This is a genomic window from Wolbachia endosymbiont of Drosophila mauritiana (assembly GCF_004795975.1).
GTDB lineage: Bacteria > Pseudomonadota > Alphaproteobacteria > Rickettsiales > Anaplasmataceae > Wolbachia.
The window spans coordinates 147,023-173,216 of sequence record NZ_CP034335.1 but is presented as its reverse complement, the minus strand read 5'-3'; the positions used below and the strand labels follow the sequence as shown (position 1 = coordinate 173,216).

25 protein-coding genes and 1 tRNA gene are annotated in these 26,194 nt (G+C 33.4%); 6 read left to right on the top strand and 20 right to left on the bottom strand.

What is annotated here, in order from left to right; all coding sequences use genetic code 11:
- The first annotated feature begins 15 nt into the window (after nt 1-15).
- The gene (locus tag EJB00_RS00905; protein WP_015588284.1) at nt 16-966 is read left to right on the top strand and encodes a complex I NDUFA9 subunit family protein; all 951 of its coding nucleotides are present in this window, start codon (nt 16-18) and stop codon (nt 964-966) included.
- Nucleotides 967-974: 8 nt separating this feature from the next.
- Here the strand turns inward: EJB00_RS00905 and EJB00_RS00900 are convergent.
- The 4 genes from EJB00_RS00900 to rpmF form a co-directional block, all read right to left on the bottom strand.
- Nucleotides 975-1,048 (bottom strand) — tRNA-Arg (locus EJB00_RS00900).
- A 142-nt stretch (nt 1,049-1,190) separates the two neighbouring features.
- Nucleotides 1,191-2,147 (bottom strand): beta-ketoacyl-ACP synthase III, encoded by a 957-nt coding sequence (locus EJB00_RS00895; RefSeq protein ID WP_015588285.1) that lies wholly within the window; start codon nt 2,145-2,147, stop codon nt 1,191-1,193.
- Entirely contained in the window at nt 2,140-3,177 is a 1,038-nt protein-coding gene (gene plsX, locus EJB00_RS00890) for a phosphate acyltransferase PlsX (protein WP_015588286.1), read from the bottom strand. Before plsX ends, EJB00_RS00895 begins: the two co-directional genes overlap by 8 nt.
- Nucleotides 3,178-3,185: 8 nt before the next feature.
- A complete protein-coding gene (rpmF, locus tag EJB00_RS00885) occupies nt 3,186-3,368 on the bottom strand; it encodes a 50S ribosomal protein L32 (protein ID WP_006014434.1) in 183 nt (60 codons plus the stop codon).
- Between the two features lie 231 nt (nt 3,369-3,599).
- On the opposite strand from rpmF, the gene EJB00_RS00880 reads away from it, so the two are divergent.
- Both EJB00_RS00880 and EJB00_RS00875 read left to right on the top strand, forming a co-directional pair.
- A complete protein-coding gene (locus EJB00_RS00880) occupies nt 3,600-4,382 on the top strand; it encodes an MlaE family ABC transporter permease (RefSeq protein WP_012481974.1) in 783 nt (260 codons plus the stop codon).
- Nucleotides 4,375-5,076: an ABC transporter ATP-binding protein gene (locus tag EJB00_RS00875; RefSeq protein WP_015588287.1), complete on the top strand. Its 702-nt coding sequence runs from the start codon at nt 4,375-4,377 to the stop codon at nt 5,074-5,076. The genes EJB00_RS00880 and EJB00_RS00875 overlap by 8 nt, the downstream gene beginning before the upstream one ends.
- Nucleotides 5,077-5,355: 279 nt before the next feature.
- Here EJB00_RS00875 and ffh read toward each other — a convergent pair whose 3' ends face one another.
- From ffh to rseP, 7 genes are all read right to left on the bottom strand, one after another.
- Complete coding sequence (ffh, locus tag EJB00_RS00870; RefSeq protein ID WP_015588288.1) at nt 5,356-6,699, bottom strand: signal recognition particle protein; 1,344 nt, start codon at nt 6,697-6,699, stop codon at nt 5,356-5,358.
- Nucleotides 6,684-8,243, bottom strand: coding sequence for a proton-conducting transporter transmembrane domain-containing protein (locus EJB00_RS00865; protein WP_015588289.1), 1,560 nt, complete (start codon nt 8,241-8,243; stop codon nt 6,684-6,686). Before EJB00_RS00865 ends, ffh begins: the two co-directional genes overlap by 16 nt.
- Before the next feature lie 303 nt (nt 8,244-8,546).
- Nucleotides 8,547-11,357 carry an FAD-dependent oxidoreductase gene (locus EJB00_RS00860; RefSeq protein ID WP_135352738.1) on the bottom strand — a complete coding sequence of 937 codons (2,811 nt, stop codon included), beginning with the start codon at nt 11,355-11,357 and terminating at the stop codon, nt 8,547-8,549.
- A 30-nt stretch (nt 11,358-11,387) separates the two neighbouring features.
- Nucleotides 11,388-11,834 carry a 3-hydroxyacyl-ACP dehydratase FabZ gene (gene fabZ, locus EJB00_RS00855; protein WP_015588291.1) on the bottom strand — a complete coding sequence of 149 codons (447 nt, stop codon included), beginning with the start codon at nt 11,832-11,834 and terminating at the stop codon, nt 11,388-11,390.
- Nucleotides 11,835-11,838: 4 nt separating this feature from the next.
- The gene (locus EJB00_RS00850; RefSeq protein WP_015588292.1) at nt 11,839-12,399 is read right to left on the bottom strand and encodes an OmpH family outer membrane protein; all 561 of its coding nucleotides are present in this window, start codon (nt 12,397-12,399) and stop codon (nt 11,839-11,841) included.
- Entirely contained in the window at nt 12,400-14,733 is a 2,334-nt protein-coding gene (bamA, locus tag EJB00_RS00845) for an outer membrane protein assembly factor BamA (protein WP_135352739.1), read from the bottom strand. It lies immediately after the preceding gene.
- A 7-nt stretch (nt 14,734-14,740) separates the two neighbouring features.
- Nucleotides 14,741-15,856, bottom strand: a complete 1,116-nt coding sequence (rseP, locus tag EJB00_RS00840; protein ID WP_015588294.1) for an RIP metalloprotease RseP — start codon at nt 15,854-15,856, stop codon at nt 14,741-14,743.
- Between the two features lie 99 nt (nt 15,857-15,955).
- Between rseP and EJB00_RS00835 the strand changes: the two genes are divergently transcribed.
- On the top strand, nt 15,956-16,222 hold the full coding sequence (locus tag EJB00_RS00835; protein ID WP_010404229.1) for a succinate dehydrogenase assembly factor 2: 267 nt from the start codon (nt 15,956-15,958) through the stop codon (nt 16,220-16,222).
- On the opposite strand, the gene EJB00_RS00830 is transcribed toward EJB00_RS00835, so the two are convergent.
- The 3 genes from EJB00_RS00830 to EJB00_RS00820 are packed head-to-tail and all read right to left on the bottom strand — an operon-like array spanning nt 16,200 to nt 18,511.
- Complete coding sequence (locus EJB00_RS00830) at nt 16,200-16,517, bottom strand: cell division protein ZapA (protein WP_010404232.1); 318 nt, start codon at nt 16,515-16,517, stop codon at nt 16,200-16,202. The genes EJB00_RS00835 and EJB00_RS00830 overlap by 23 nt on opposite strands.
- Before the next feature lie 43 nt (nt 16,518-16,560).
- Nucleotides 16,561-16,839 carry an HU family DNA-binding protein gene (locus EJB00_RS00825; RefSeq protein WP_015588295.1) on the bottom strand — a complete coding sequence of 93 codons (279 nt, stop codon included), beginning with the start codon at nt 16,837-16,839 and terminating at the stop codon, nt 16,561-16,563.
- Nucleotides 16,840-16,858: 19 nt separating this feature from the next.
- The gene (locus EJB00_RS00820) at nt 16,859-18,511 is read right to left on the bottom strand and encodes a 30S ribosomal protein S1 (protein WP_015588296.1); all 1,653 of its coding nucleotides are present in this window, start codon (nt 18,509-18,511) and stop codon (nt 16,859-16,861) included.
- A 103-nt stretch (nt 18,512-18,614) separates the two neighbouring features.
- Between EJB00_RS00820 and trmB the strand changes: the two genes are divergently transcribed.
- Complete coding sequence (trmB, locus tag EJB00_RS00815; RefSeq protein ID WP_135352740.1) at nt 18,615-19,259, top strand: tRNA (guanosine(46)-N7)-methyltransferase TrmB; 645 nt, start codon at nt 18,615-18,617, stop codon at nt 19,257-19,259.
- Between the two features lie 40 nt (nt 19,260-19,299).
- Here trmB and EJB00_RS06195 read toward each other — a convergent pair whose 3' ends face one another.
- From EJB00_RS06195 to terL, 3 genes are all read right to left on the bottom strand, one after another.
- Nucleotides 19,300-19,491 (bottom strand): hypothetical protein, encoded by a 192-nt coding sequence (locus EJB00_RS06195; protein ID WP_167470134.1) that lies wholly within the window; start codon nt 19,489-19,491, stop codon nt 19,300-19,302.
- A complete protein-coding gene (locus EJB00_RS00810; protein ID WP_015588298.1) occupies nt 19,467-19,988 on the bottom strand; it encodes a pyrimidine dimer DNA glycosylase/endonuclease V in 522 nt (173 codons plus the stop codon). The genes EJB00_RS06195 and EJB00_RS00810 overlap by 25 nt, the downstream gene beginning before the upstream one ends.
- Nucleotides 19,989-20,118: 130 nt before the next feature.
- Nucleotides 20,119-21,516, bottom strand: a complete 1,398-nt coding sequence (terL, locus tag EJB00_RS00805; protein ID WP_135352741.1) for a phage terminase large subunit — start codon at nt 21,514-21,516, stop codon at nt 20,119-20,121.
- A gap of 69 nt (nt 21,517-21,585) precedes the next feature.
- On the opposite strand from terL, the gene EJB00_RS00795 reads away from it, so the two are divergent.
- Entirely contained in the window at nt 21,586-22,665 is a 1,080-nt protein-coding gene (locus EJB00_RS00795; RefSeq protein ID WP_167470138.1) for an alpha/beta hydrolase, read from the top strand.
- A gap of 397 nt (nt 22,666-23,062) precedes the next feature.
- On the opposite strand, the gene EJB00_RS00790 is transcribed toward EJB00_RS00795, so the two are convergent.
- The 3 genes from EJB00_RS00790 to EJB00_RS00780 all read right to left on the bottom strand — a co-directional run bounded on the left by EJB00_RS00790 (nt 23,063) and on the right by EJB00_RS00780 (nt 26,063).
- A complete protein-coding gene (locus EJB00_RS00790) occupies nt 23,063-24,082 on the bottom strand; it encodes an IS110 family RNA-guided transposase (protein WP_135352712.1) in 1,020 nt (339 codons plus the stop codon).
- Nucleotides 24,083-24,456: 374 nt separating this feature from the next.
- Nucleotides 24,457-25,008 (bottom strand): DNA-3-methyladenine glycosylase, encoded by a 552-nt coding sequence (locus EJB00_RS00785; protein WP_041581326.1) that lies wholly within the window; start codon nt 25,006-25,008, stop codon nt 24,457-24,459.
- 68 nt (nt 25,009-25,076) lie between these two features.
- Complete coding sequence (locus EJB00_RS00780) at nt 25,077-26,063, bottom strand: hypothetical protein (RefSeq protein ID WP_015588122.1); 987 nt, start codon at nt 26,061-26,063, stop codon at nt 25,077-25,079.
- Nucleotides 26,064-26,194 lie beyond the last annotated feature (131 nt).

The following is a 26,194-nucleotide window of genomic DNA, read 5'->3' as shown; positions in this document are numbered from 1 at the left end:
TTGGAAGTTTTAACTGTGATAAAACGTATAGTTATTTTTGGTGGAACGGGATTTATAGGAAAACACATCGTAAGACGCTTGGCAGCGGCGGGGTATTTAATAAGAATATTTACTCGTGATCAGGAAAAAGCTGCTTGTCTGAAGTTATGTGGAAATTTAGGACAAATATCAATAATTGAAGGAGATTTTTTTAATGAAAAATCAATTTTAGAAAGTATGGAGGGGTGTGATGTTGTTATAAATTTAGTAGGAATATTATATGAAAAAAGAAAATACGATTTCTATGACGTTCATGTTGGAGTAGCTGAAAGAATAGCAAAAGCTGCGCAAATAAAAAGTGTATACATGATGATACATTTTTCTGCCATGGGAATAGAAAATAGTAAGCTGTCAAGATACGCCCAAAGTAAATTAGAAGGTGAAAAAGCTGTAACTTCAGCATTTCAGGGAGCAATAATAATTAAGCCAAGTCTTGTATTCGGTAAAGAAGATAGTTTCTTCAATAAATTTGCAAGATTAGCAACAATTCTTCCTTTTTTGCCGTTAATCGGTAGTGGAATAACGAAATTTCAGCCGATATGTGTAACAAACTTAGCTGAAGTGGTATATCGTATTATCAGCTTTAATAAGCAAGATAAAAAAATTTATAATATAGGTGGACCAAAAGTTTACTCTTTTAAAAGCTTATTAAAGTTTATTCTGAATGTGACTAACAGAAAGTGTCTACTGATCAATGTACCTTTTCCAATGGCAAGATTGATAGCCTTTTTCTTAGAAAGTAAAGTTGTTTCTGTGCTGTTAAAACCTATAACCGGAGATGCAAGCCCTATACTTACTCGAGATCAGGTGAAAGTTATGATGAATAGTTCAATCGAAAAGTCAGATGATCTCGGAACAATGAAAATTAGACCACTAGCAATTGAAAATGTGGTACCAGAATACTTGAAAATTTATAGAAAGCATTGATAGAAGAATGTGCCCGGTAGGATTCGAACCTACGACCCACAGCTTAGAAGGCTGTTGCTCTATCCAACTGAGCTACGGGCACACATCATATATAAAATGCTTCTTAGTACACGTGAAGTCAAGTATTTCTTGTGAATATAATGTTTGTGATAATATCTCAAAACTTTGTCAGTACAGCATGTAACGATAAAACTGAGAAAAAAGAAACGTGGGTAATAGGAAGTCTAATAGCGCAGTAACACAGAACCCCAGGCTAAACCTGCACCTATTGAAATCAGCAATATCAGATTTCCTGACTTTATTTTTGATTCTTGTACTGCATAGTCTAAGGCTAGTGGAATTGACGCTGCTGAGGTGTTTGCATGCTTATCAACTGTATTAATTACTTTTTCTATAGGAAAATCTAATTTCTTTACTACTGCTTCAATAATGCGAATGTTTGCTTGATGGGGAATTAACCAGTCAATATCAGTAATCTTCAAACTATTGCATTTTAGAGTTTCCTCTACTGAGGCTGTTAATTTCTCTACTGCATGTTTAAACACTTCTCTTCCATTCATAAGTATCTTTCCAGAATCACAAGTAGAGGATATTCCTCCGTTTGTACATAATAAGTCCACATTGCCATCAGAGTGTAAGTTTGTTGATATAATGCTACTGCTACTCATTTCTGATTTCATTATCACTGCACCAGCACCATCACCAAAGAGTACACAAGTTGACCTATCTTCCCAATCAACAATCCTAGACATTATTTCAGCACCAATAACAAGCGCGTATTTAATTCTATCGTTAGACTTTACAAGTGAATCAGCAACTGTAACTGCATATATAAAACCAGAGCATGCTGCCTGTACATCAAAAGCAAATGCGTTTTTACATTTTAATTTACTTTGTATAATCGTTGCACAGCTAGGAAAAGTTTTGTCAGGTGTTGTTGTTGCAACTATGATCAAACCAATTTCATCTATTGAAATTTTCGCTTTTTCTATAGCATTTTTCGCTGCATTAACAGCTAAATCTGACGTTAGTTCTCCTTCATCTGCTATATGTCTTTGAACTATTCCTGTTCTTTGCCTTATCCATTCATCGTTTGTTTCAACTATCGATGCAATTTCGTTATTACTCAAAATTTTTTTTGGTAGGTAAGAACCAGTGCTCAATATGAAACTTTTATTCAATATGACTTACCCCGTTAATTATCTTCTGGTTTAAATTTTCACTGATTGCATTTACTGCAAATTTTATAGCGTGAGCAAAAGAAATAGCATCAGAATTTCCATGGCTCTTTATAATGATACCATTTAGCCCTAAAAACATAGCTCCACTTCTAATTTTAGGATTAAAACGCTCTAATGCTTTATTTAGCTTGGGTTTCAACAATATGCCGACAAGCATTTTTGTCATCCATGAATTAAATACTTCCTGTTTTATTAGACTGATAAAAGTACCAGCAGTTGCCTCAGCTGTCTTGAGCATTACATTACCAACAAAACCATCAGCAACAATCACGTCTATATTACCATCTAAAAATTCACTTGCCTCTATATATCCTTTGAAGTTAATACTTGGAGCATTTTTGAGTAACTCAAAAGCTCCTCTTACTGAGTCAGTACCTTTCACTTCTTCTGTACCAATGTTTAGCAAAGCGACTTCAGGATTTTCAACTTTTAATGCTATTTTTGCAAATATACTCCCCATTAATGCAAATTGAAATAATGAGTCAGTATTACAGTCAACATTTGCACCAAGATCAAGCAATGCAAAGCTTTTTGTCTTAGTTGGACAGATAGATGCAATAGCAGGACGATAGATATTGGGTAATGTTCCTAAAATAAATCTGGAGATAGCCATCAATGCTCCAGTGTTGCCTGAAGACACCATTCCAAAAGCTTTACCTTTTTTCACTGCTTCAACAGCTGCCTTCATACTTGAATCTTTGCGATGTCTCAGTGCAAAAGAGGGTTTATCATTTGGAAGAACATTATCAGAGCAATGGGTAAATTCGGAGTTATCGCTTACTTTTTTGTATTTTGAAAGCAAAGGAGATATTTCTTCCTGATCTCCATAAATATGAAAAAAAACTTCAACACCTGGGTCAACAAGATTATCCAAGAAAAAACTAGCACCCTGAATTACGGAAAGAGGTGCAAAATCCCCTCCCATAGCATCAAGTGCGATAACTATGTTGTTGTTAACCGTGGGTAACATATCATGAGTTACTCCGCCTTTTGTTTAATGAAAACACGTTTTCCTTTGTAACTATTGTCAACTGCTATGTTGTGAGGCAACATGAATTCTCCAGTTGTTGCACATACCACAATATTCTTAGGCTTAATAGCATGATGAGAACGATGCATATTACGCCTTGACTTTGACTTTTTTCTCTTCGGAACTGCCAAAACTTACTCCAATTCAATTATATAACACAATTTATTAGTAGCATGTTTTTTACAAGAAGTAAATAGCGAAATAAGTAAGGTTTTCTTATACAATTCAGTCTTATAAACTTAAACTCAAGCATTTTGATCAAAGTATATTGAACTTAAGACATATCTTGACTATACTCTGGCGAAGTTAATAAAAATTTTAATAAAATCAGTAAAACTAATTTTAGCTAAGATAAATGTAAAGTGAGTTCCTTTAATATAGACAGCGTTAGAATAATCGGTAGATGCTTTATGAACTTTCTGTTGAGGATTGGTAACGCATTTGTATTTTTTATTCAATCTCTATATCACTGCTTTATTCCTCCATATTATTTTAGCAATGTGGCAAGACAAATTATAGAGATAGGCTTTTTCTCTTTGCCAATTGTTGGGCTCACTGGAGTTTTTATAGGAGCAGTGATAGTTTTACAGAGTAGCTTAAGTGGTATATTGATTAATCAAGAACAAGTAGTACCTAAACTTGTTACGATCACTATCATTAAAGAGTTAGGGCCAGTTTTGATCAGCTTAATAATGGTAGGAAAGGTTGGGTCCTCAATTGCAGCAGAAATTGGCACGATGCGCATCACTGAACAAATAGATGCACTTACAACTTTGGACATCAATCCTTTCAAATATTTAATTGTACCAAGAATTCTAGCGTCAGTTATAGTATTTCCAATACTTACAGTATGTGCAGATCTAATAGGAATATTTGGAGGGTATGTCACCGCAGTCTTTGAATTTAACCACAATTTAAATATATACATAAAATATACAGCTCAATTCTTTAATATGTACGATTTTATTGTTGGGCTGATGAAAGCGACTGCTTTTGGCGCCATAATTTCTGTTTCAAGTTGTTATTACGGTTACCATTGTAGGGAAGGTGCACGAGGAGTAGGTATTGCAACAACATCAACTGTTGTTATATCCTCTATATTGATAATTTTAGCAAATTACTTAATTACTTTAATACATGCATAGCCCCATAATATCAATATTGAATCTAAGCTTATCCTTTGATGATAGAACGATATTAAACAACATAACTTTCAATATATCGAAAGGAGAATCATTAGTCATACTTGGCGGCTCAGGAAGTGGTAAATCTGTATTAACAAAAATAATTATTGGATTACTGACACCAGACTCAGGGTCTATTAAAATAAATAGTAAAAGCAAAAATAAATTTGGAGTCTTATTTCAAAATTCCGCTTTGTTTGACTATGTTACAGTGTGGGAAAATATATCTTTTAATTATAAAAAACGCTTTAATATCAGCATAAAGGAGGCAAAACGCCTAGCAATCGAGAAGTTAAATGACGTTGGACTGGAAGAAAACATAGCAGACATGTTTCCAGTAGAACTATCAGGTGGAATGAAGAAAAGAGTGGCACTTGCAAGAGCAATTGCACACAACCCAGAAATTATTGTATTGGATGAGCCAACTTCAGGATTAGACCCAATCATGTCAGATGTAGTAAACGAGATAATAATAAAATTATCTCAAGATCTTCGTCCTACAATTATCACGATTACACATGATATTCATAGTGCATTTAAAATAGCTGACAAAATAGCAGTATTATATGAAGGGGAGATCATTTCTCACGGAACTGTTCAGGAAATACAAAATACTAACAACGAATATATAAAAAAGTTCATTTATTGTATATAGCTACAGGTTTACAAACGATATTGTGGATGCTATAACTAGCCTAACTTGAGATATCGACAACCTTCGGTCTGTTACTAGTGTAGTGCTATGGTGGTATAGTGTGTTAGCTATAAAACAGCGCATTAAATATAGATAAAGTAACTTGTATCAATTTTTATTATCATGCCAATTCCAACTGAAGAAATTTATTGAATTTATTACTTCACGCTAAAATAATATACTTTACTATTCAACAGCAATTACAACTGATGATTTTATTTCATTCCACTACCTGCTGACTTACTTTCTGCTTAGCATATCCATCAAATCAGATTCTTTGAGTTTACTATGGTCAACTTTACTGAACTTATTCACCATAGAGCTCATTTGATTATACTGCTTAATTAGAAGATTAACGTCAGTTACACTTGTTCCAGACCCCTTAGAAATTCTAAGTCTTCTTTTGCCATTTAAAATATCTGGATTTTGCCTTTCTTTTTCGGTCATTGAGTTTATGATGGCTATATATTTTTTCACTTTATTGTCATCTGGCACACTGCTACTTAGCTTTTTTGTGAATGAACTAGGGATGAATTTCATTATGTTGCTAATGCCATCCATTTTACTCAGAGTTTTTAACATTCCCACTAGGTCGTTTAGGTCGAATTTACCCTTTTTTACTTTCTTTTGTAACTTATCAATTTCTTCCTGACCAACAATCTCAGCAGCTTTTTCAACCAATGATACAACATCACCCATGCTAAGTATCCTTTTTGCAATTCTATCGGGATAAAAATCATCGAGGTCACTTAATTTTTCACCACAAGCAATAAATTTAATTGGACAATCGGTGATCATTTTCATAGAAAGAGCAGCACCACCACGTGCATCACCATCAACACGGGTAAGAATAATGCCGGTTACACCTATTGCCTCATTGAATGATTTGGCAATATTGACTGCATCCTGGCCTATCATTGCATCTGCTACTAAAATAACTTCTGCAGGTGAAACTATTTCCTTTACGGATTTCAACTCATTCATCATATTATTGTCAATATGAAGCCTGCCTGCGGTATCTAGTATTAATACATCACAATTATCGCTCTTTGCTGTTGCCAATGCCCTTTTTGTAATTGCAATAGGCCCCTCATTTATCACTATAGATAAAGTTTGTACGTCTATTTGTTTACCCAGTACCTCAAGTTGTTTCTGAGCAGCTGGCCTATAAATGTCTAAAGAGGCAAGCATCACTTTTTTCTTTTGCTTTTTTAGCTTTAAAGCAAGCTTTCCTGAGGTAGTTGTTTTACCTGCACCTTGTAAGCCCACCATCATAATCACAGCAGGGGGTTTAACTGCTAGATTTAAGTCACTTTTCTCTGATCCGAGAACTGCAACTAAATTATCCTGCACAATTTTAATTATCATTTGTGCTGGAGAAACACTTTTTATGACTTTTTCCCCAATCACTTTATCTTTAATGTCGTTGATGAATTTTTTTGCAACTTCAAGTGAAACGTCAGCTTCAATTAAAGCTATACGTATTTCTCGCATGGCAAGATTAAAATCATCTTCAGAAATGATTGACTTTCCTCTCAGTTTATTAAATACAGAATTTAAACTTTCAGTTAACGATTTAAACATAATAAAATTAGTAGAATGCTCATTAAAAAGAGAGAAGAAGATGAAACGAAACTCACTGAGTTATAACTCAGCACTTCTTTAAGTTTAGTAACATTATTAAAGTATAAACTAGTAAGTGAATTAGTCAAGTTTTGCAGTAGATTGGCAGACATTTCTCTCACTTTAAGGACCAGTTGATTGAACAGCAAGACAATATAGGGTATGAAAGCTCTAAAAATCCAATCAACATCCATTTTAAAATTTATTCTTGGGTAAAATAACCTGCGTAAAGGAATAAACAGTAAAGTGGTACATAATAACAAATTAAATTGCGACAAAATATTTTTTGTGTTGTACACAAAATCGAAAATTGAATGTTTATTGTAAATAGGCAAGTAAGGATTGCTAGCGATTACACATATAAATGCCAAAATAATTATGGATATTTTGCCTTCCCTCTCTGCTAAAGGTTTTGACTTACTTTTTGCAATAAATATGTAGTAAAGAAATTTGAGTCCCACACTTAAATGAAGCAGCAAATTTAGAACCTTATATAAATTTTTATACCCTTTTAAGGCAACAGTGTTCATTTCAATTTCAGCTGTGATATATGATTTACTGATAAATCCAGCAGTTCCAGGAAATGCAGCCATTGTAAGTATTGCGATTATAGCACACATGCCTTCCACTGACATCAGTTTACCTACTCCATTAAAACTAATTGTTTTTGTTCGTGAAATAATCGAATTACTAACTACAAACAATAATGATTGATAAACAAGAGAGAAGATTATATGCAGTATCAAAATTGGTATTGCCTTTTCCGAAGGGCTGAGTAAACCTCCTGCAATAATCAGCAAGCCCATTTGTCCTACAACATTATAGCATAGAAATCTACGAATATTTTGCTCAAGAGAAGCAAATATAATGCTGTAAATTACAGTGATGGCGCCTACAAGCGCTAATATTTCAGTACAATCTTGCCATAGGTTATAAGTGTGTAAAAGCATCACTAAAAAAGAGACTTTAGTGGTAAATAAAGAGAGATATGTAGTGCCATGTAGTGATGAAGCGGGATATGCATCAACAATCCAAAACGAAAAAGGAAAGCAAGCACAGTTTATCAATAAACCTAAAATTATCAGGTTAGTACTTTGCAGTGCCAATCCTGCTGTTAATATAACTCCAACGAAAAAGTGTACACAAGCGTACCTTATTGCAGGTCCACTATCTCTACAGCTAGCTACGATAATAAAAAATGCACTGATGGTCATTAATTCAAAGAATATTATAACCAATATCATCTGCTTGGATAAAATTGCACAGAGTGAACAGGTAGTGTAAGCAGCAAAAGATAGCATCTCTGAAAAAGTCAAATTTTGTGTTGGTAGAACAGCTAAAAATGCAACTGACAAAAAAGATATTAGTATGATACGAAAAGATAAATCAAAATTTAGAACTGGATGAGACCAATTCAGTATAGCACCTAAATTTTCAGGTAATGTTAGGACTATCACTATTAATGCAGTTAGTAGAAGTAACAGTGACGATTTATAAAGTTGCACAGTGATGTAAACCAGTATGGTTTATGCTACCTCAATATACGAATAAAAGCAAATTGCATATTAACCACTAATTAAACTAATTACCATATAATTATATCAGGATTTAGAGGGTTATAGAGAAACCGGTCAGATTAGATTTTTAATCTAATCTGACCGATAGCTTTAATAGTGAGGTAAGCTTTAATCTAGCACTCCTAATTCATAGTGCTACACTCGTGCATAATTTATTTTTAATTTGTGCACGAGCGTTAGTAAATTATTTACTTTTTGAAATAAAATTTAGCATCACTTTAATATCCAGACTTAGTAAACCTCAGTAGGGCTGCCAGTTGGACCCATAAGAATTACTTGTTCACCTTCTTTAAAACATTTACATAAATTAGTGGAACCGCCAATTTCAAGCACAATAGTGGAAATAAATCCTTTTTTTTTGTCTACTTCAGTGCCGGTTACGGCTATACCTTCCATAGCAAGGTTTGTATTATTGGCTTTTCTGCTATTGGTTTCAAAATTTTGCAACCTAAAGAATTGTCCAGGTTTAAAATTCTTTGCCGCAAGAGGTGCTTTGATCACTATTTCCACAACTTTGTTTGTTAAATATTGAACTTTTATAACCTTTGCAGTGAATTTTTCTTTAATTTTATTAAAGAATTCTTCATTGGCCAGGTGTTTTGAAGCACGTTGATTAGCTACTCGACTCAAAAGCTGAGAAATGATAGGGTAACCATTCTTAGCGCTTGCCATAGCTTTCACGACGCTGCCGCTATACGAAGGATGAAGATCACCAAAAAAGCTAATTGTTTTATTGCTTTGCTTATGCACTAATATTCTATCTTTATCCTGCATTTTAGGAGAAAATATTGGGTCTATTTCTTTTTCTGATGAATTCAAATGAGTAAAATACCCATTGCTTAATTTAAAATGCTTTTTATCTTCTGTTGCAATAATTGTATTTGGCTCAGTACCTGCTGCTATAAAAATAGAACGTGCTTTCATGCATTTGATTTCGCCGGATTTTGTGTCTATTAATTTTATTGATTCAGCATGGTTATATTTATCCGTCACAACTTCAACTGGCTCTAAGTTTTCAATAAAGTAAATCCCTTCTGATAGTGCATTTTGCACCTCTTCGCTATTTAATCGATAACTTGGTGAATTTTTTAGATCTTTTCTATATACAATTTTCACTCCCCCAAGACTCTGCATTAACTCTAATATTTTTATTTCTCTGTTTTCTTTTTTTGCTAGCGCTTGCTCTGCTTGGATCAATTTTGCGTGTGATATGAGCTCATTTGCAATTTCATATTCTTCTTCTGTCCAATCTTTTTCGACATATTTCTTTCCATACTTATCAACCAATATTTCATAACGAAGAAGAAATTTTTCCACTTGAATAGGATAGTAAGCTAAAGCTTCAGTAGCAGTATCAATTGCAGTGAGTCCTGCACCTATGACAACTATCGGCATGCGAACTTGCAGATTTGCTATAGAATCACACTTAAGAGCACCTGTTAGTTGTAACGACATGAGAAAGTCGGATGCCATGCGCACTCCACGAGCTAGTATGTTTTTTATTTTGATCATTCGTGGCTTACCAGAGCCAAGTGCCAAGGAAATGTGATCAAAACCCAAGTTGAACGAGTCATCAACAGTTATCGTACCTCCAAAACGAATTCCTCCATAAAGTGCGAAATTCTCACGTCTTTCCAGTAACAGTCTGATAATTTTTAGGTAATTTTTATCCCATCTGGAAGTTATTCCATACTCTGCTACTCCACCAAATCCGCCAGCTATGCGTTCACTTAGTTTTTCATGCTCGAAATCTTTAATTAACTGGAAATGATCAATCAAAGGTTCTATCTTTAATCCATCGATGGCGATAACGTTATGTCCATCATTTAATAAATGATGAGCTAAATTAAAACCCGCAGGACCAAGTCCTACAACTAGAACGTTTTTTCCAGTATTTTCTTTTGGCAATGGACGCTGAAAATTTAAAGGATTCCAACGGCTAAGCACAGAATATATTTCAAATCCGTACGGCAAATTGAGTACGTCGTCCAAAATCCTTGTTTCAACCACTGGCACATTTACAGGTTCTTGTTTCTGATATATGCATGAGTTCATGCAATCATTGCATATTCTATTCCCAGTAGCTGCACATAATGGGTTATCTATCATCACAATTGCAAGACTTGCTATGCTATATCCTTCGCTTTTTACCAGATTCATTTCTGATATTTTCTGCTCTAGTGGGCAGCCGTGCAGCTCAACTCTAAGTGGAGACTTTTTGAAAGTGTTGTCATCATTGATTAGCCCCTTTGAGCAGCTGTCCTTACTTTGCTTATGACAAAATATGCAGTAGTGAGCATTATCTAGTGCTTTATTCAAACTCACCTTTTTGCTTGTTAGATCAAAACCATATCTTCTTTTCACCTCATTTGAATACAGAACCTCAACCTCGTCTACTTCTTTTTTCAAGAATGATACGAGATTTTCGTAATCAATTTTCTTATGTATGCTAAATAGTATACTCTGTTTATTTTTTACTCTCCAAACTGCATATTGAGCCGCAAGTTCTATTTCTTCTTTGTGATCCTCTTTATTTTCAAGCCAATTCATTACCTGCTCAGAAAAGTTTTTTTCTGTTGTTGGTAAAGTAAGGAAACTATTTAACCTGTTGGTTACATAATCAATATTTACTACATCAGTGTATTTCTTCAATGCATAGCGCTGAACAAAAAACCTTTTGCATCTGTATATTACAGCAAAGTCGTTGTGTTTTTTCTTTAGTTCCTCTATTTCTTTTTCAATGTTGAAAAGTTTTGCAATGAATTCATCAAGTAAATATGAAAGGTCTATTATTAACTGGCTATTACAATCATCTGTCATCCAAGTAGCTGATACTGAAATCCATCCTTCTTGTTTTCTAGATCTCAGTGTCAAGCACTGGGATGACATCGAAGAAGAAGCTGCTTTTTCTCTTGCTTCAATTAATGAACAAAACAAGCTTTCATCGGACGATTTTATGTAATCTAAAAACGCCTCATCTAACTTTATTAATTCACTACGAGTGTATAAGTTTGAAAATGAGATTTTGAAATTCAGTTGCATCTTTATACTATACAGCGTACATACTGTTTCTTACAGATGAAGATTTGATTTATTTTTTAATGCTGCTGAGATTATTGCTTCTGCAACCTTTTCTTCCTTAACATATGCAACACACTCAAATTTGTGTAGACCTAAACGCACACTTTGAATATTAGCTTGAAGAATCAATGCGTCTCCTGGAGTAACTGGCTTTGTGAATTTTGCATTTTCAATTGATCTCAAGTAAACAACTTTATTTTCCATTACCTTTTTACCGAGAACACATATTGCAGATGCCTGAGCTAAAGATTCAATTATCAAAACTCCTGGCATTATCGGATGGCCAGGAAAATGACCAATAAAAAATTGCTCATTGAAAGTCACGTTTTTAATTGCTTTTATACTCATACCAGGATCGCATTCTATAACCCTATCTACTAAGAGAAAAGGATAAGAATGTGGTAGTATTTTTATAATATCATTGATATTACATTGCATAAGCCTATTCAATGTTTTGCAAAGCAAATTCGGGTATTTCCTTGTTTACATTTTTTAATACTACATCCGATAAATCTACTTCATCCATAGAGTATAAAACTTGATTCTTTTTTGAAATAAATAGTACCAAATCTATGTTGTTTTTTTCTGCTGTTTTTTTAGCAACTTCTTTTATCTTGTTAAAGATACTTTCTACTGCTTCTCTATAATTTTCTTCTAAATGTGACATTTTCTTAGCGTAATTATCCCTAACACTTACAGTATGCTTACTGAATTGTTCTGTCTTTTCTTTTTTTGCTTCTTCTGACAAAAGGTCAAATTCTTCTTTCGATGGCTTAAATTTTTCTAACTCATTTTCAAATTCCTTCTGTAATCTAGAATTCTGCTCCTTTATTTGTTGTTGTATATTTTGCAGAGCCAGAGATTCATTGATAACCTTATCACTATCAATAATGGCAGCCTTTGTATTGAGCGTGCTCTGAGGTTGATACCCTACAAACTTATACCCCACAAATAAGGAAATAATTAAGGCAATAACTGATGTAAATAACTGTATATATTTCATTTAAATCCCCGCTTCAATAGAAATTTTAACGTTTGTCGATGGTATTATGTCATAAGCTTCCTTTACTAAAGGAAACCCAAAATCTAATCTCAGCCTACCAAAAGGAGAAGGCATTGAAAAGCCAAAACCTGGTGATACTCTTATAAGCTTACTATCGTAATATTTCCCACTATATCCCTCCTTTTCATCTAAACCAAAAAGTGTTGCATAGTCAACAAATAGTGAGCCTTTGATACCAGCATAGTCGTATAATTTAGATAGTGGAAAATCTACTTGCTGTGTTAAATTAAAATAAGTTTTGCCTCCCAATGAGCTTTTATTTTTGTCTTCTGCTCTTGGTCCAATGCCGGAAAGGTCAAATCCTCTAATCTCATTACCCCCTTTAAAAAAGTGCTGGCCAATGTTTAGATCTTCATCGGTATAAGAAAAAATATGACCTGCTGCTACTTTAAAGCGCAGTGTTATATCATCATCAATTTTGCTTAATATAGGGTGTGTATAAAAAGATAAGAATTCAGATTTTAGGAAATTTACATTTCCTCCCAATCCTGAAATATCCTGATTTAAGCGCAATAAATATCCCTCTTTAGGAGTATAGAGGTTATCCAGTTTATTGTATGATAACGTATATCCCACTGATGAAACCTGATACTCACCTTCTTGATCTCTTATTATCTCAGAGATATCCTCATCTTTTCCACCCTTATTGTCCATGTGTATGTGATTATACTTATAAGAATATTGAAAGGAATTGGTTAGATTTTCTGAGATTTTATATGATACTTTTGCTATTCCTCCCCAGTTGCAGGTATCGAAAGTAGTGTTTGGTTTGTCTTGTTTTTCATAAAAAACACCCATGCCTAGTGAAGTATCAGAGTCATTAAAATTATTTTCAACAGCGTCTATACTAGTAGAAAGAACATATTGACTTTTTTCAAGAGCAAAAGATACCTCTTTACCACTACCAAATAAATTACGATCTGTGAAATCGGTTTTAACAAATACTCCACCAGGAAGAGACATACCACCTGTTAAAGATAACGAGGCAGTTCTTTTTTCTTTAACATTTAAATCAAGATTCACTGCATTGTCATCCACTGTATAACTATTTATTTTTACTGTTTCAAAGAAATTACTATATATCAATTTTCTACGTGATTTTTGGATCTCAGATGTGTTATATGCGTCACCTTCTGCCATGCTAAGTTTTCTTCTAATTACTTTATCTAAAGTGCGGTCATTGCCATCAATAGTAATTTGGTTTATATAAATCTTTTTACCTGGTAGCACTTTGTAAGTTACATCCACAATATTGTTATGTTGTGTATATTCTGGATTAACTTTTGCAAATATATATCCTTTTTCGCTTAAATGTTTACTTATTTTTTCTGCTGTATTGTTAATTTTAACTCTATTAAATATTTGATTATTTTCCTCTTTGATAAATTCTAATATTTCTTCCCTTAAACTTAAATCCTGAATCTCAGTTTCAATATCAACTTCATTATTTCCAAATAAGTATTGCTGCTTTTCATCAATCAAAAAAGTTAACTCTATTTGGTTGTTATTATCAACCTCAACAATTGGTTGGATATTATTTTGAATATATCCCTTAGATGAATAGAAGCGATCAAGCAGTTCTGTGTTAATCAGTAGATATTGAGGTGAATAATGAGTTCCGCTTTTAAAAATGGCTCTAAATAACTTACTAAATATATCATTGCTATGCCTTTTGATAACTTGCTCTAACTCATTTGCTGAAAAGTTTTTATTACCTATAAATCGTAAACCCTTAATTTTAGACGTTCTTCCTTCTTTTATCTTAAAAATTAGGTTTATCCTATTGCTACCAAGCTTATCTAGCTCATATGCAATTTTAACACCAATTTTACCACTGTTCCTATAAAGAGTAGCTAGATTTATTAAATCGTTTTGTAATTTTGTTTCAGTGAAAATAGTTAGTGATTTTGACTGGATAACGTTATTTAGCAACTCTTTACTGTTAAATAACTTATTGCCTTTCAATATTACTTTGTTAATCAATGGATTCTCATGAATTTTTACTACTAAGTTTTTTTCATCATCGATATAGGCGTTAATACTAGCAAATAACTTTGTTTTATATAAATCTTTTATAACTGAATCTACATCATCATCATTTATATGACTACCTGGTTCTAATTTTGTATAAAACCTTATTGTTTGATCACTTACTCGCTCATTGCCAATATACTTAATATTTTTTATCTGTACTTTTTCCTTATTTTCTAGAGCAACAAGTAGAGTGGGAAAAGAAATAAATATTATTATTAGTATGTGAAATAACTTTTTCATATGTATCTTAAAAAAGATGCCTAATATCATTTGTGATTGCAACTGCCATCAACAAAAACAGTATGGTAGCACCAAAAGTGGCTGCATATTTTTGATATTTCAAACTCAAATCTCTACGTATAACTGCTTCTATAATATAATGAAATAAATGCCCACCATCTAGTAGTGGTATTGGCAGCAAGTTAATTGCAGCTAAATTAGCTGAAATAATTGCCATAAAATATAGAACCATAATAAGTCCCTTTTTAGCTGATTGCCCTGAATATTTTGCAATTTTTATTGGCCCACCTATTTCATTTATACTCCTTTTACCAACAACAATTTGAAAGAGTGCTTTGATTGTTAAACACATAGTGTGGTAGGTTTCATTCACTGATAGGCTAGCAGCTCCAAGAAAAGATGACTGTTTTAACCCTATCATATTAATTGAGGTAATTCCTATAGTTTTTCTTTCTATTATGTTACCAAAGACATCTCTATCCTCAACTGTAACCGGAGTTAGAATAGTTCTGTACTCTTCGTTATTTCTGCTATACTTAATTTCTATTCTTGTTTCAGGGTTGGACATTATCACGCGTGAAATATCTTCAAAGTATTTTATTTTGTACTCATTGATCTGTGTAATAGTGTCACCTGGTAATAGGCCAGCTTGCTTTGCTGCACTTTCTTCAATTACATTACCAATTACTGGTGGAGTACGATAATAACCTGCCACGCTGAAAAATATTGTGAAGGCTATAACGGTAAATATCATGTTTGCAAAAGGCCCTGCAAAAACTATTGCTGCTTTTTGATATCGAGGTTTTGTATGGAATGAGTGTAATTTTTCTTCTTCAGTTAATTTTTGTTGATCAACAGGAACGCTTGCTGCATTAGTATCCCCTAACATTTTAACGTAGCCACCCAATGGAAAGGCACTTAATTTCCATCTAGTTCCAGACTTGTCGTTAAAACCAAAAATTTCAGGACCAAAGCCTATAGAAAAAGATTCAACTTTAACCTTGCATGCTTTAGCGATAATATAATGCCCACATTCATGCACGAATACTATGATAGAAATTATTAAAGAAAACGATAAAAAATAATATATTCCAGCGCTAAGTTGATGAGAAACTAATTCCACCTATGTTTTAAATCTTAATCAAACGTTGAGTATATTAAAATGCGCCTTGCTTGACAAGTATTTAGTTTAGTCTTTAAATTAAAAAAAAGTTTAATGATAATGATAGATATCTCCTTATTAAGAAGAAAACTGATGTATAGGAGTTGGCATAGGGGTTGTAAAGAAACTGATATACTTTTAGGGCATTTTGCATTGAAATATCTTGATAAATTTTCCTTAAGTGAACTAATTGAATACGAAAAAATAGTTGATCTTGATGATTGCGAATTATATTGTTACATAACTCGTAAGAAACTTCTCCCCCCTGATTTGAGTAGTGAGGTAGTCGATTTGATTGCTTGCTTTAATCACTTATGCACCCAATAATCTTGTTTACCCTATCTAATACTTCAGCATATTCTACTCTTTTTTCCTCCCTATACTTTTTGCATTCTTGATTTATTTCGTCTAATCGCTTTGTTAATTCTAAAATTTTGTCTTCGAGAGTCAATGCTGCAAGTAAGAAATTTAATGCATCTGAGCCCTTACCTCCAGTTCTTTGAGATATGGAGCTAACTAGCTTGTTGAAGCTATTAGCAAGTTGTAATAAATGGTCCTTCTTTTTACTTTCGCAAGATATTTTATATGTGTTATTATGTATAACTATTTCTACTACTTGCATATGATGCTATATTGTACAACTTTCAAATTTACAATATAGATTTTCATTCATTTATCAAGAGGGATAACTTTTTACTGCTACGAAAATAAGTTTTAAAGTATTGATGTTTTGCAACCTTCTGTGACGTCAAATTACTTGCTTCTTTCAAGTTATAGCTTCTAATTGAAAAAGAACCAAATCCCCTGATTTCAACTCTATTATGATATTTCAACGTGTTTGAAAACACTCGAAAAAAACTATCAACTATGGCTGCTATAATGACCTTATCTAACAAAAGGTGTTTTTTTGCCACTTTTGCTATTATATCAGATTTCGTTGCCATTTATATGAAGCATAAGAAGTTATTTGGCAGATAATATTATATTATATTTTTCAACACCTACTACTTCAATTTGTATTTTTTCTGATATAGAAAACTTTTTATTTTCTGGTAAATGCTCTTGATCTACTAAAAGGGTTACATTGTTCTCAACCTCAACGATTAGACCATTTTCCTCTCTCTTACTTACAGTAACCTGAATTTTATCCCCTACTTTAACTTTCTCTATCAGTTCTTCAAGAGGATCATACTCTATTTGTTTTACTCCAAGATAAATTCTTGTCCGATCTACGTTAGCCCTTATCACTTTTGCTTCTATTTCATCACCTACATTATACTTTTTTATCTCATCTGAATTGTTTTTCGACCAACTTAGATTTTGCATATAAATTGTTCCTTCTACGTCCTCAGATATCTCAGAATTATCAAAAGTCACAGATATTTGTGAACCATTGTTACTTTTAACTTTACCAGAAACAATAGAACCAAGAGGATATTTATCAATAAATACCTGCCAAGGATTCTCTACGCACCTTTTTGTGCTTAAACTCATCTTATTTTTAATAATGTCAATACCGAGAATTTTTACATCCACTTCTTGTCCTATTGTTACAAAACTACTAATTGGTAAATTACTCTTGCTCCAAGTTATTTCTGATGAGTGTACCAAACCCGCAATCCCAGGTTTAATCTCAACAATGAATCCACAATCTTTTATACCCGTTACGCATCCTTTGTGTACGCTGTTAATTGGACATTTTGACTCTAGATCTTGCCAAGGATTGTCTCCTAATTGTTTTACACCCAGGGAGATTTTTCCATTTTCTCTATCTATTTTTATAATTTTAGTTTTTATATGCTGACCACAAGAAAAAATTGCAGATGGATGACTTACATTACTCCAAGAGATATCTGTAATATGTAGCAGTCCATCTATAACTCCCACTGTATCTGATTCATGAATGCCAACAAATGCACCGTAGTGAGTGATGCTTTTTATTTTGCCTTCTACTACATCACCTTCATTTAAAGATTCTAAAAACTTAATTTTTTCACCAGCATGCAATTTCTCTAATACCAGCTTTCTTGATACTACAATATTCCCCTGCTTCTTATCCATTTTAAGAACGATGAATTTTTGTTCAGTTTCAATAAGGTGATTAGCATCTTTTATTTGCTTCAAATCCACATGACTCAGCGGTAAAAACGCACTTATTCCATCACCAAGATCAACAATAAAACCGCATTTAATTGAGCGTTTAATGATTCCTGTTACTTCATCCTTTGTAACCGCGCTTTCTTCCAATTTATTCCATTTTTCGTCTCTGATTGCTTTCTCACGACTAAGAACAACATTACCATGGTAATCTTCAATTCTTTCAACATAAACTCTAATTTTCGAGCCAACAGTGATATCATCATTACAACTGAGCTCCTTAATCAGAATCCTTCCGTCTGACTTTAAACCAACATCAACCACAATATCATTAGAATTTCTTCTTGTGATTATACCTTCTACCACATCTCCTTCTTTGATTTTGTTAGCAAAAGAATCTTCACAAAAATCATTATCTTGATTATCAAATTGATCTTGAAATATCTCTTCTATGAACCTATTTGATAATAGTCCCCTGATAGCAACTGTATTTTCCATACCTTTTAACTTTAACTTCATTAGAACTCATATATTATATAATATTAATAATTAGTGACAAGTAAATTCTCATTAATTCATTTTGAGAATTGTTTAAGCTATAAAAGATTAAGTTATGTAAGATATGCTATCTAGGAATAATAAATGGATTAGATCATTTTCCAGAAGATCTAGGTTGAAGTTGAATGTTTTGGAGAAGTATTCTATTAAAAACAGCAAGGAATCTATAAAAAAGATCGTAGACTTACAAAAAAGAATACGGGTAGAAATAGGTTTCGGTAATGGTGAAAATATGCTCCATCAGGCATTCAATGAATCTGATCTATTATTTATAGGATGTGAGCCTTATTTAAAGGGGGTTTCTTCCTTGCTAAAAAGCATAGAAGCACACAGCATAAAAAATATTTTAATATGGACAGAAGATGCAAGAGAATTAATTGCCAATTTTCCTGACAACAGTGTTGAAAAATTCTTTATTCTCTTTCCAGATCCATGGCCAAAAAGAAGTCACAACAAAAGACGGTTAATTAATACGGAATTTTTAAATTTATTAGCAAAAAAAATACTTGTCACAGGGGAAATATTTATTGCAACTGATCATCAAGATTATGCAGAGTGGATAGAGTTACATATAAAGCAGTGTAACTCTTTAATCTATAAGGAAGATAGTTTTGCGAATTATACTCCTACAGAATACCACAGAAAAGCGCTAGAATATCAGAGTAAAATAAAGTTTTTTAAAGTAAGTGTTATGTCTAAACTGACTTAGATTTGCCTCTACTTGTTAGTACAGATATGTACATGACACTCTACAGTGCAAGCAGCCCATCATGTATTGGAAATAACAGTTCACTAAATTCTTTAATCTCACAAATAGAAAGATCAATAAACTTGATAAACATCAACATTATCAGCCAGCATTGCTTTTGTAGCTTCAATTTACCTTTTTTATGACCGATTTGGATAATTTTATAACCTATAGCATTTTGTCTAGCAACCAATCTGGTACTTCTCTACCTTTTTCCCACTTAGCAAATCTCATCTTTTCTTTTAGGTAATATTCTCTATAGGCTTCTATTGGGTTACTACATTTATATCGATCAGGTAACGCTTGTGTAAAAGCTTGTATATCAGCTGATCGAAATATTAGCAAATCCTTGTTATTATCGCACCAATCTATAACTTCTTCGGATTTATGCGTTCTTTTGTATCGCAAGCTATATTCTATACACAATTCTTTTCCATGTTTTATTAACCAATCAAAGTTTCCTTTTGATTGTCTAGCCCATAAAGAACAAGGATGGTTTTTGTGAGTAAGTTTATATGGAACTTCTATATTCTGGTTTGTAATGCTGACTAAAGGATTTGGCTCTTTTAATGCTATTGAAAAAACACTGCTAAGCAATTGAGCAGTTTCTAGCGGCATTTTTACTATGTGCTTATCGCATAACATTTGTGCTGCAGTTACAGGATTTTCGTCTAATATAAAGATATTCATCTAAGCACCCAGAGATAGAATTTTTGCGTAGTATTTATTTCAATAAACCCTAAAATATCATTCAGAAAATGGATAAGTTAAATAAGCTCAGTTAAAAAAATTATACACAATTCCGAGGAACCTTTTCAAGCTACAATGAACGTATAGCTACCACTCTAGCAATATTGTTTCTCACCCACTGAAGATATTGCACGGTACTGTCTACTTGATCGTCGTGACGGATTTCTGGAAACATTAAAATCTCATACTCAAAGTCGCTAAGCCATACTGCTTGGTTAGGGAGAAAAACCCGCTCAGATTCTATAATTGGGACAATTCGGTGAAATCGAGTTAATTTGTCATCATGTGGTACTATTTGAATAATAGGTAAATCACTGTTTTTCCTGAGCTCCTGAACCAATTGCTGACCGCTTGCTTTTGCTTCGATTAAAATTGCGTGTGGCTTCCACCTTGCAGCCAGCGATAGAACTTTCTCTTTAAGTTTTGGATATTCAAGTTTTGCGCGATATACATCGAGTAAATAGAATGTATTATCTACTTTTGTCCAGGTAGTGCAGACACTAAAGTCACTTGTATTGTTTGTTGAAATTGCAGTATCCCAACTTTGTGTTACATGCAAGAGGCTATCAGGAAAATTTTTATAGCGCTTCAACCATTCTCGTTTAATTATAGCACTTGAAAGTGGTAGAGGGTTTTGTTGGTATTGAGCAGCAAAACCATAACTCCCAAATTCAGCTTTTATCATCTCAATTTCTTCTTTTCCTTCAGTTAGGGAATACAACAATTGACCTTCTTTTCTTGAGTATATTTCCTGTTCATGCTCTGGAATATGATTATTAACTGAATAAATAATCTCCTTATCTTCAGCTATTATTGGTAAACGGACATGATGCCATATGTTTCTTGGTTTACAGAGGAGGTGACCAGTTAAATCTTCTAAATGGAGTCTTTGCATCACAAGAACGATAACTCCTTTTTTTCTGTCGTTGAGCCTGGTTACTAAAGCCTGATCAAACCAGTTTGCAGCACGCTTTCTAAATGTTTCGCTCAAAGCTTGTGCGGGACTTAGTGGATCATCCACGATAATGAAATCTCCACCTTCACCGGTTAATGTTCCCCCAACTGATGTTGCAATTCGACATCCTCTCTGAACTGTTTGAAATTTATATTTAGTGTTTTGATCTTTGCATAATTCTACTTTCGGAAATAGCTCTCTATACCAATCAGATTGCATTATGCACCTGGTATCGAGTGAGTGCTTTTCGCTAAGCAACCGAGAATAACTTGCAACTATTATTCTTGCAGTTGGCTGATTTCCAAGTATCCATGCGGGCCATGCAACACTTACACAAATGGACTTCATTGAACGTGGCGGCATGTTGAATATTATTCGCTTCACTTTACCAGCGCTTGCCGCTTCAAGCCTATCTGCTATGACTTTTATATATTGATAATCATTATACTCACACCCCGGCACTACCGTTTGAAAGCATAATTCAATGAATTTGAGAAGGTTTATATTGTTCATAAAATTAAGGTTTGTTGATTTTTTTAAGATTTTGTTGTGTAATTAAATCAGCATAGTGAGGGTTAAAATATGAAAGAAATAAGAGAGCAAACTGAGAGAGAATTTGTAAGAACTCAAAACTGGATGAAAATCCATACAATTACGCTTCCTAGTAAAAGTATAAACAATCAAAGTGAAAAACATCTGATATACTTTATTGGCGGAAATAAATCATTCAGTCCTAGCAAAGACTATTCCCAAAACTGGGATTGGGCTACAGATCAATGGATTACTGTACATCTTTTTAATTATTCTGGATTTGGTTTAAGTAAAAATAACTCACTAATACGTAGCAATAGAGTTAAATCTGGTGTAGCAGTTGTAACTAACTTATTGGAAAGAGGTATAAAGCCAGATGATATCATATTGTTTGGAGACTGTCTTGGTGGACACGTAGCTGCAGAGGTTCATAAAAATTTTAAGTATAAGGATATACATTTAAGATGCATCGTTAGCAATGCTGCAAGTTCACTTAAACAAGCTTCTCTTTATTATTTTGGATTCATAGCAAAATTAAAAATTTTTCTTGCTCCGATAATCAAATTGGTACTAAAGATTTTTGGCTGCCACTGGAAGACATATAAAATCGTAAATTCAATTACTCCTTATACAATGTACTTTAATCGAGAGGGAGATAAAACGATAAAACAGCCAGCGCAACTTGCAACAGAAATAGAAAAAATAGATCAAAGCGGTAGAAGGAAAGATTATCAAAAAAAAGAAATATTTGAAGATTTTGAGGAATATGAAGGCTTTTTTAAGCAGCATACAACATTAAGAAAGAATGATAAATGTATTGATTCTAAAAAAGCTGATAAAGATATACATAAATTGCCAATTACGTGTTTAAAGTCTTCCAACAAAACTGATTACACTTTTCCTGAGTTGATTAGTTTATATATTCACATTACAGATGAATATTTTTCTAAATATGGCTCATTAAATAATGAAGAGAAGATTAAAGCATTTAAAGGAAGTAAATTTTATAAAGATTTTTCAAGCTGTAAAAATTCAAAGGGCTTTTTGCATAATCACATGAAGAAGCAAGAGATGTCATTTCAGCATGTGATAATAGAATCTGGGGAAAAAAGACCTTTCTTAACAAGTTAAAGAAGGCTAGTTGCTCTTAACTTGACGCGTATACTTTCTTCAATATTTTAGCCATCTGTATCTGTTCAGATGCATCCAAATATTGAAACCAGTGTTTCTTTTCTTATCATCCGAGTACTGGGATCCAACTAAATTGGTGAACACTTTACAGCATTTTTGATGGAAAGAACTAGATGCCAGTGTCAAGCACTGACCATTTTTTCCTTAAGTTTTTGCAGCTTGTGTTCTATTACAAAACCACTGTGGTACTAACGAGTGGCAAAATGATAGCAAATCCAAGTTTTAAATTTTATTTTCAATAACGAAATTTGGCACATCTTGCTACACTTCCAGTTTTTATTGTACAAAAGAGGCTTCTGTCTGTGTCTGACATGAAGGTAATGTTATTCTCCTATGATTATTGTCCAATAGAAATTTCAAATTTTGTAAAATCTTTAAAAACCCAGTTATTTTTAAGAGTGTAGAAAATAGTTATAAGAAATTTTCTAGCAGTAGCAGTTATAGCCTTAGCAGAACCACGCTTCTTTTTTATATGTTCATAAAAGCTTTTCAAGTAAGGACTGTAACGTACAGCAATCCAAGTACATTGAACTAAAGAAGTACGCGCTATTTTTGACCCTCGTTTGGTAATTCTTCCAATTGTACATTGCTGATTAGATTGAGAAACTCTTGGTACAACTCCAAAATATGCAGTAAGTTTCTCAGGTCTACGGAAATCATTAATGTCTCCAATTGTTACAATAAAAACAGCTGCAGAAATTGGACCTATTCCCTTTATGCTGATAAGATTGCTGAACCCAGGAAGTTGTTTAGCGAAAGCTATAATTTCCTTTTCAAGCTTTTTAAGGCTTTCTCGGATAGCTTCTAAATGATAGCTAATCACTTCAATTTCAACTTTTTCTAAAGGATCCCAATTATGCTTTTGAGTAGCACGTTCAAATCCTACTTTAGTTGTAAGTACTTCTTTTTTAATTTTTATTCCATGGTAATTAAAAAGACCATGAACTTTATTGATTAAAGATACCCGTGACTTTACTAACTGATCTCTCGTTTGAAGAAGAGAAGCTAACTGCTGGCATTGTTTGTTTTTGCACCTTGCCTCAGGCAACATATCTTTGCTGAGAAAGAAAGCAATAGCTCGTGCATCATGCTTATCTGTTTTGTTCACAGAGCGACGAACAACTTCAAACTGCCCAGGAGCAATTATTACTATGCATTTAACGTAAGGTGAAACTGCATCATAAAAGAAACAGCTATTACCTGTTGCTTCTATGGCTACTTCATCTGTTTCTTGAAGATCTTTGGTGAAATTATCCAAGTCTTTTAAGCGAAACGTTTGAATATGCTCAGGTTTCCCTTCCTGTAAGTAACAAGCAGTAAAACTATTGGTATGTAAATCAACTCCAATGTGACGCATATTTTTTCCTCCAATTGCATATTTCAATATATCAGAGTAGAATATTGCCAGTTGTTCCAAACTCCTATACGAGGTCATCACATCACATTTTGTGAGCCTCACGATGATTTTCGGTGGCAGGGGCAGTTAATCTCTCCTACGAAGTCTTCTTTCTATTCTTCATATAAGAGCAGAAAGTGCTTCAGAAAAATATCCAACCTGCCACCTAGTCCACTCTGAGAAGTTATTATCTTCTCTTGCTTACAACCAAGCAATACTTATTCATACCATCTCCCCCATAGAAGATCAAAAAGTATCCTTAGGTTATCCAAGAAGTCTATTGTTGGTAAACATAAAAGGCCTATTTGCCTTTTTATCTAGTTTATGCAGGAGGTCTAATATTTATTGTTGAGTGTGATTTTAGGCATTTCTGCTAAAACGCAACTTTTAAATCGCCAAAATTTCTCCTTGCCTTTACTAATTCCGATTCTTGGAGTGCACACATAATCTGGTTTGAGGTGATATTCATAGAGACAAAATTCATGACTTATAGTAAGGTCTTGTTTATTATGTTCTTTTGTAATGTTTAATTTTTTGCACAGTATGCCTGGCCCGCCTAAATTTGCTTCAAGCGGTTCAGTGAGCTTTAATCCTCGTATTAACACTGCTGCTGGGAATCCTTCTGCTTCTGTTACAATATTTAGACAATAGTACATTCCATATATAAAATATACGTACGAAAACCCTGGCGTACCAAACATTACTGAGGTTCGATTAGTATAGCCTCTTGCTGCATGACAAGCTGGGTCATCCATCCCTATATACGCTTCAACTTCAGTTATTATTCCACTAAAATTAGAAAATTTCAGCATCTTCCCTAGCAGCTCCCCAGCTACGGTTAAAGTTGGCCGTTTATAGAAATTTCTTGGTAATATTGTGTTATTCATCATAGAAGTACAAGTTACTTACATTTGTAAGCAAGTTATACTATTTTTGCTTTTTCTTATTTATTTAGTCAAGAGCATCTCTGAGAAGTAGAAGTTGGTGTTATTGTCACATTTGTTACATCTGTTGAAGGCTGCTGTAAAACCTTGACTGATTCAGAGCTCTTTTGTTGCAATTGCGGTACTAACGCTTCATATAAAGATTTTGGCTCACGTCTCTTACCTATTTTGACTTCTTTATTTGCATGCAACTGCTCTGCAGTAACACCGTTGCCTTCAAGGAGAGTTACACCATTCTTACCATCAATGTTAACTTTAATTTTGCATTCTCTTCCATCAACATACCACTTTAAAGTCATTTCATATAACCCACTAATTATTTCATAAACTCTTTCCTCATTATCACTATCATTATTAATATAGCAACATGCCCCTCTCTTTTTTTCTTGATTAGGATGACAAAATGTAATTGTTCTTACACCATACTCTTTACATATACTACCGCCTAGAAGTTTAGCTATATCTACTCCTTCTTTATTGGCATGTAGCACAACTCTCACGGTGGGGTAAACAATACTACCTTCCCTTTTGCCTTCTTTTATCATTATGGATCCTATAGTATGATTTTTCATACCTTCAGATATCTCTGCTTTAATTTGGTCAGCAATTTTACCTATGATCTCTTTGCCATGATAGTGAGATTCTCCTTTCTTCGGAGAAAAAGGCTCTTTGTTCGTAGTATTAGTGTCTGGATCATTCTGTAACTCAAAGAATTCATCCCATTCTTCATCATTGTCTAATTTGATATATCCACGCTTATTCTTGCCTGATGCTGCATTCTGAATACTAGACGATCCTTCCGTTACAGTTGTACCAGAGCTATTGCTTTTACCTTTTAGAAGAACAAGATGCTCTTCTGACCTTTCTTCCTTACTCAACTTTGAAGCTGCATCACCAAAAGAAGGTTTCTCTACTATATGCGTGTAAGAATTTTTAACTCTACTCTCATTATCAAGTACTGTAGTAGCCCACAAAAGCTTTTTAATATGATCTAACATATGCCACCTCTTACCATTAACAAAATATTAGTATGCAAATTTTATCATAATTCATCAACAACTAATTTATCATAAATAAAATGAGCTGCTAAAAAGGTATAAATTGAGGTTAGGTAAAGCTTTTGGTATAA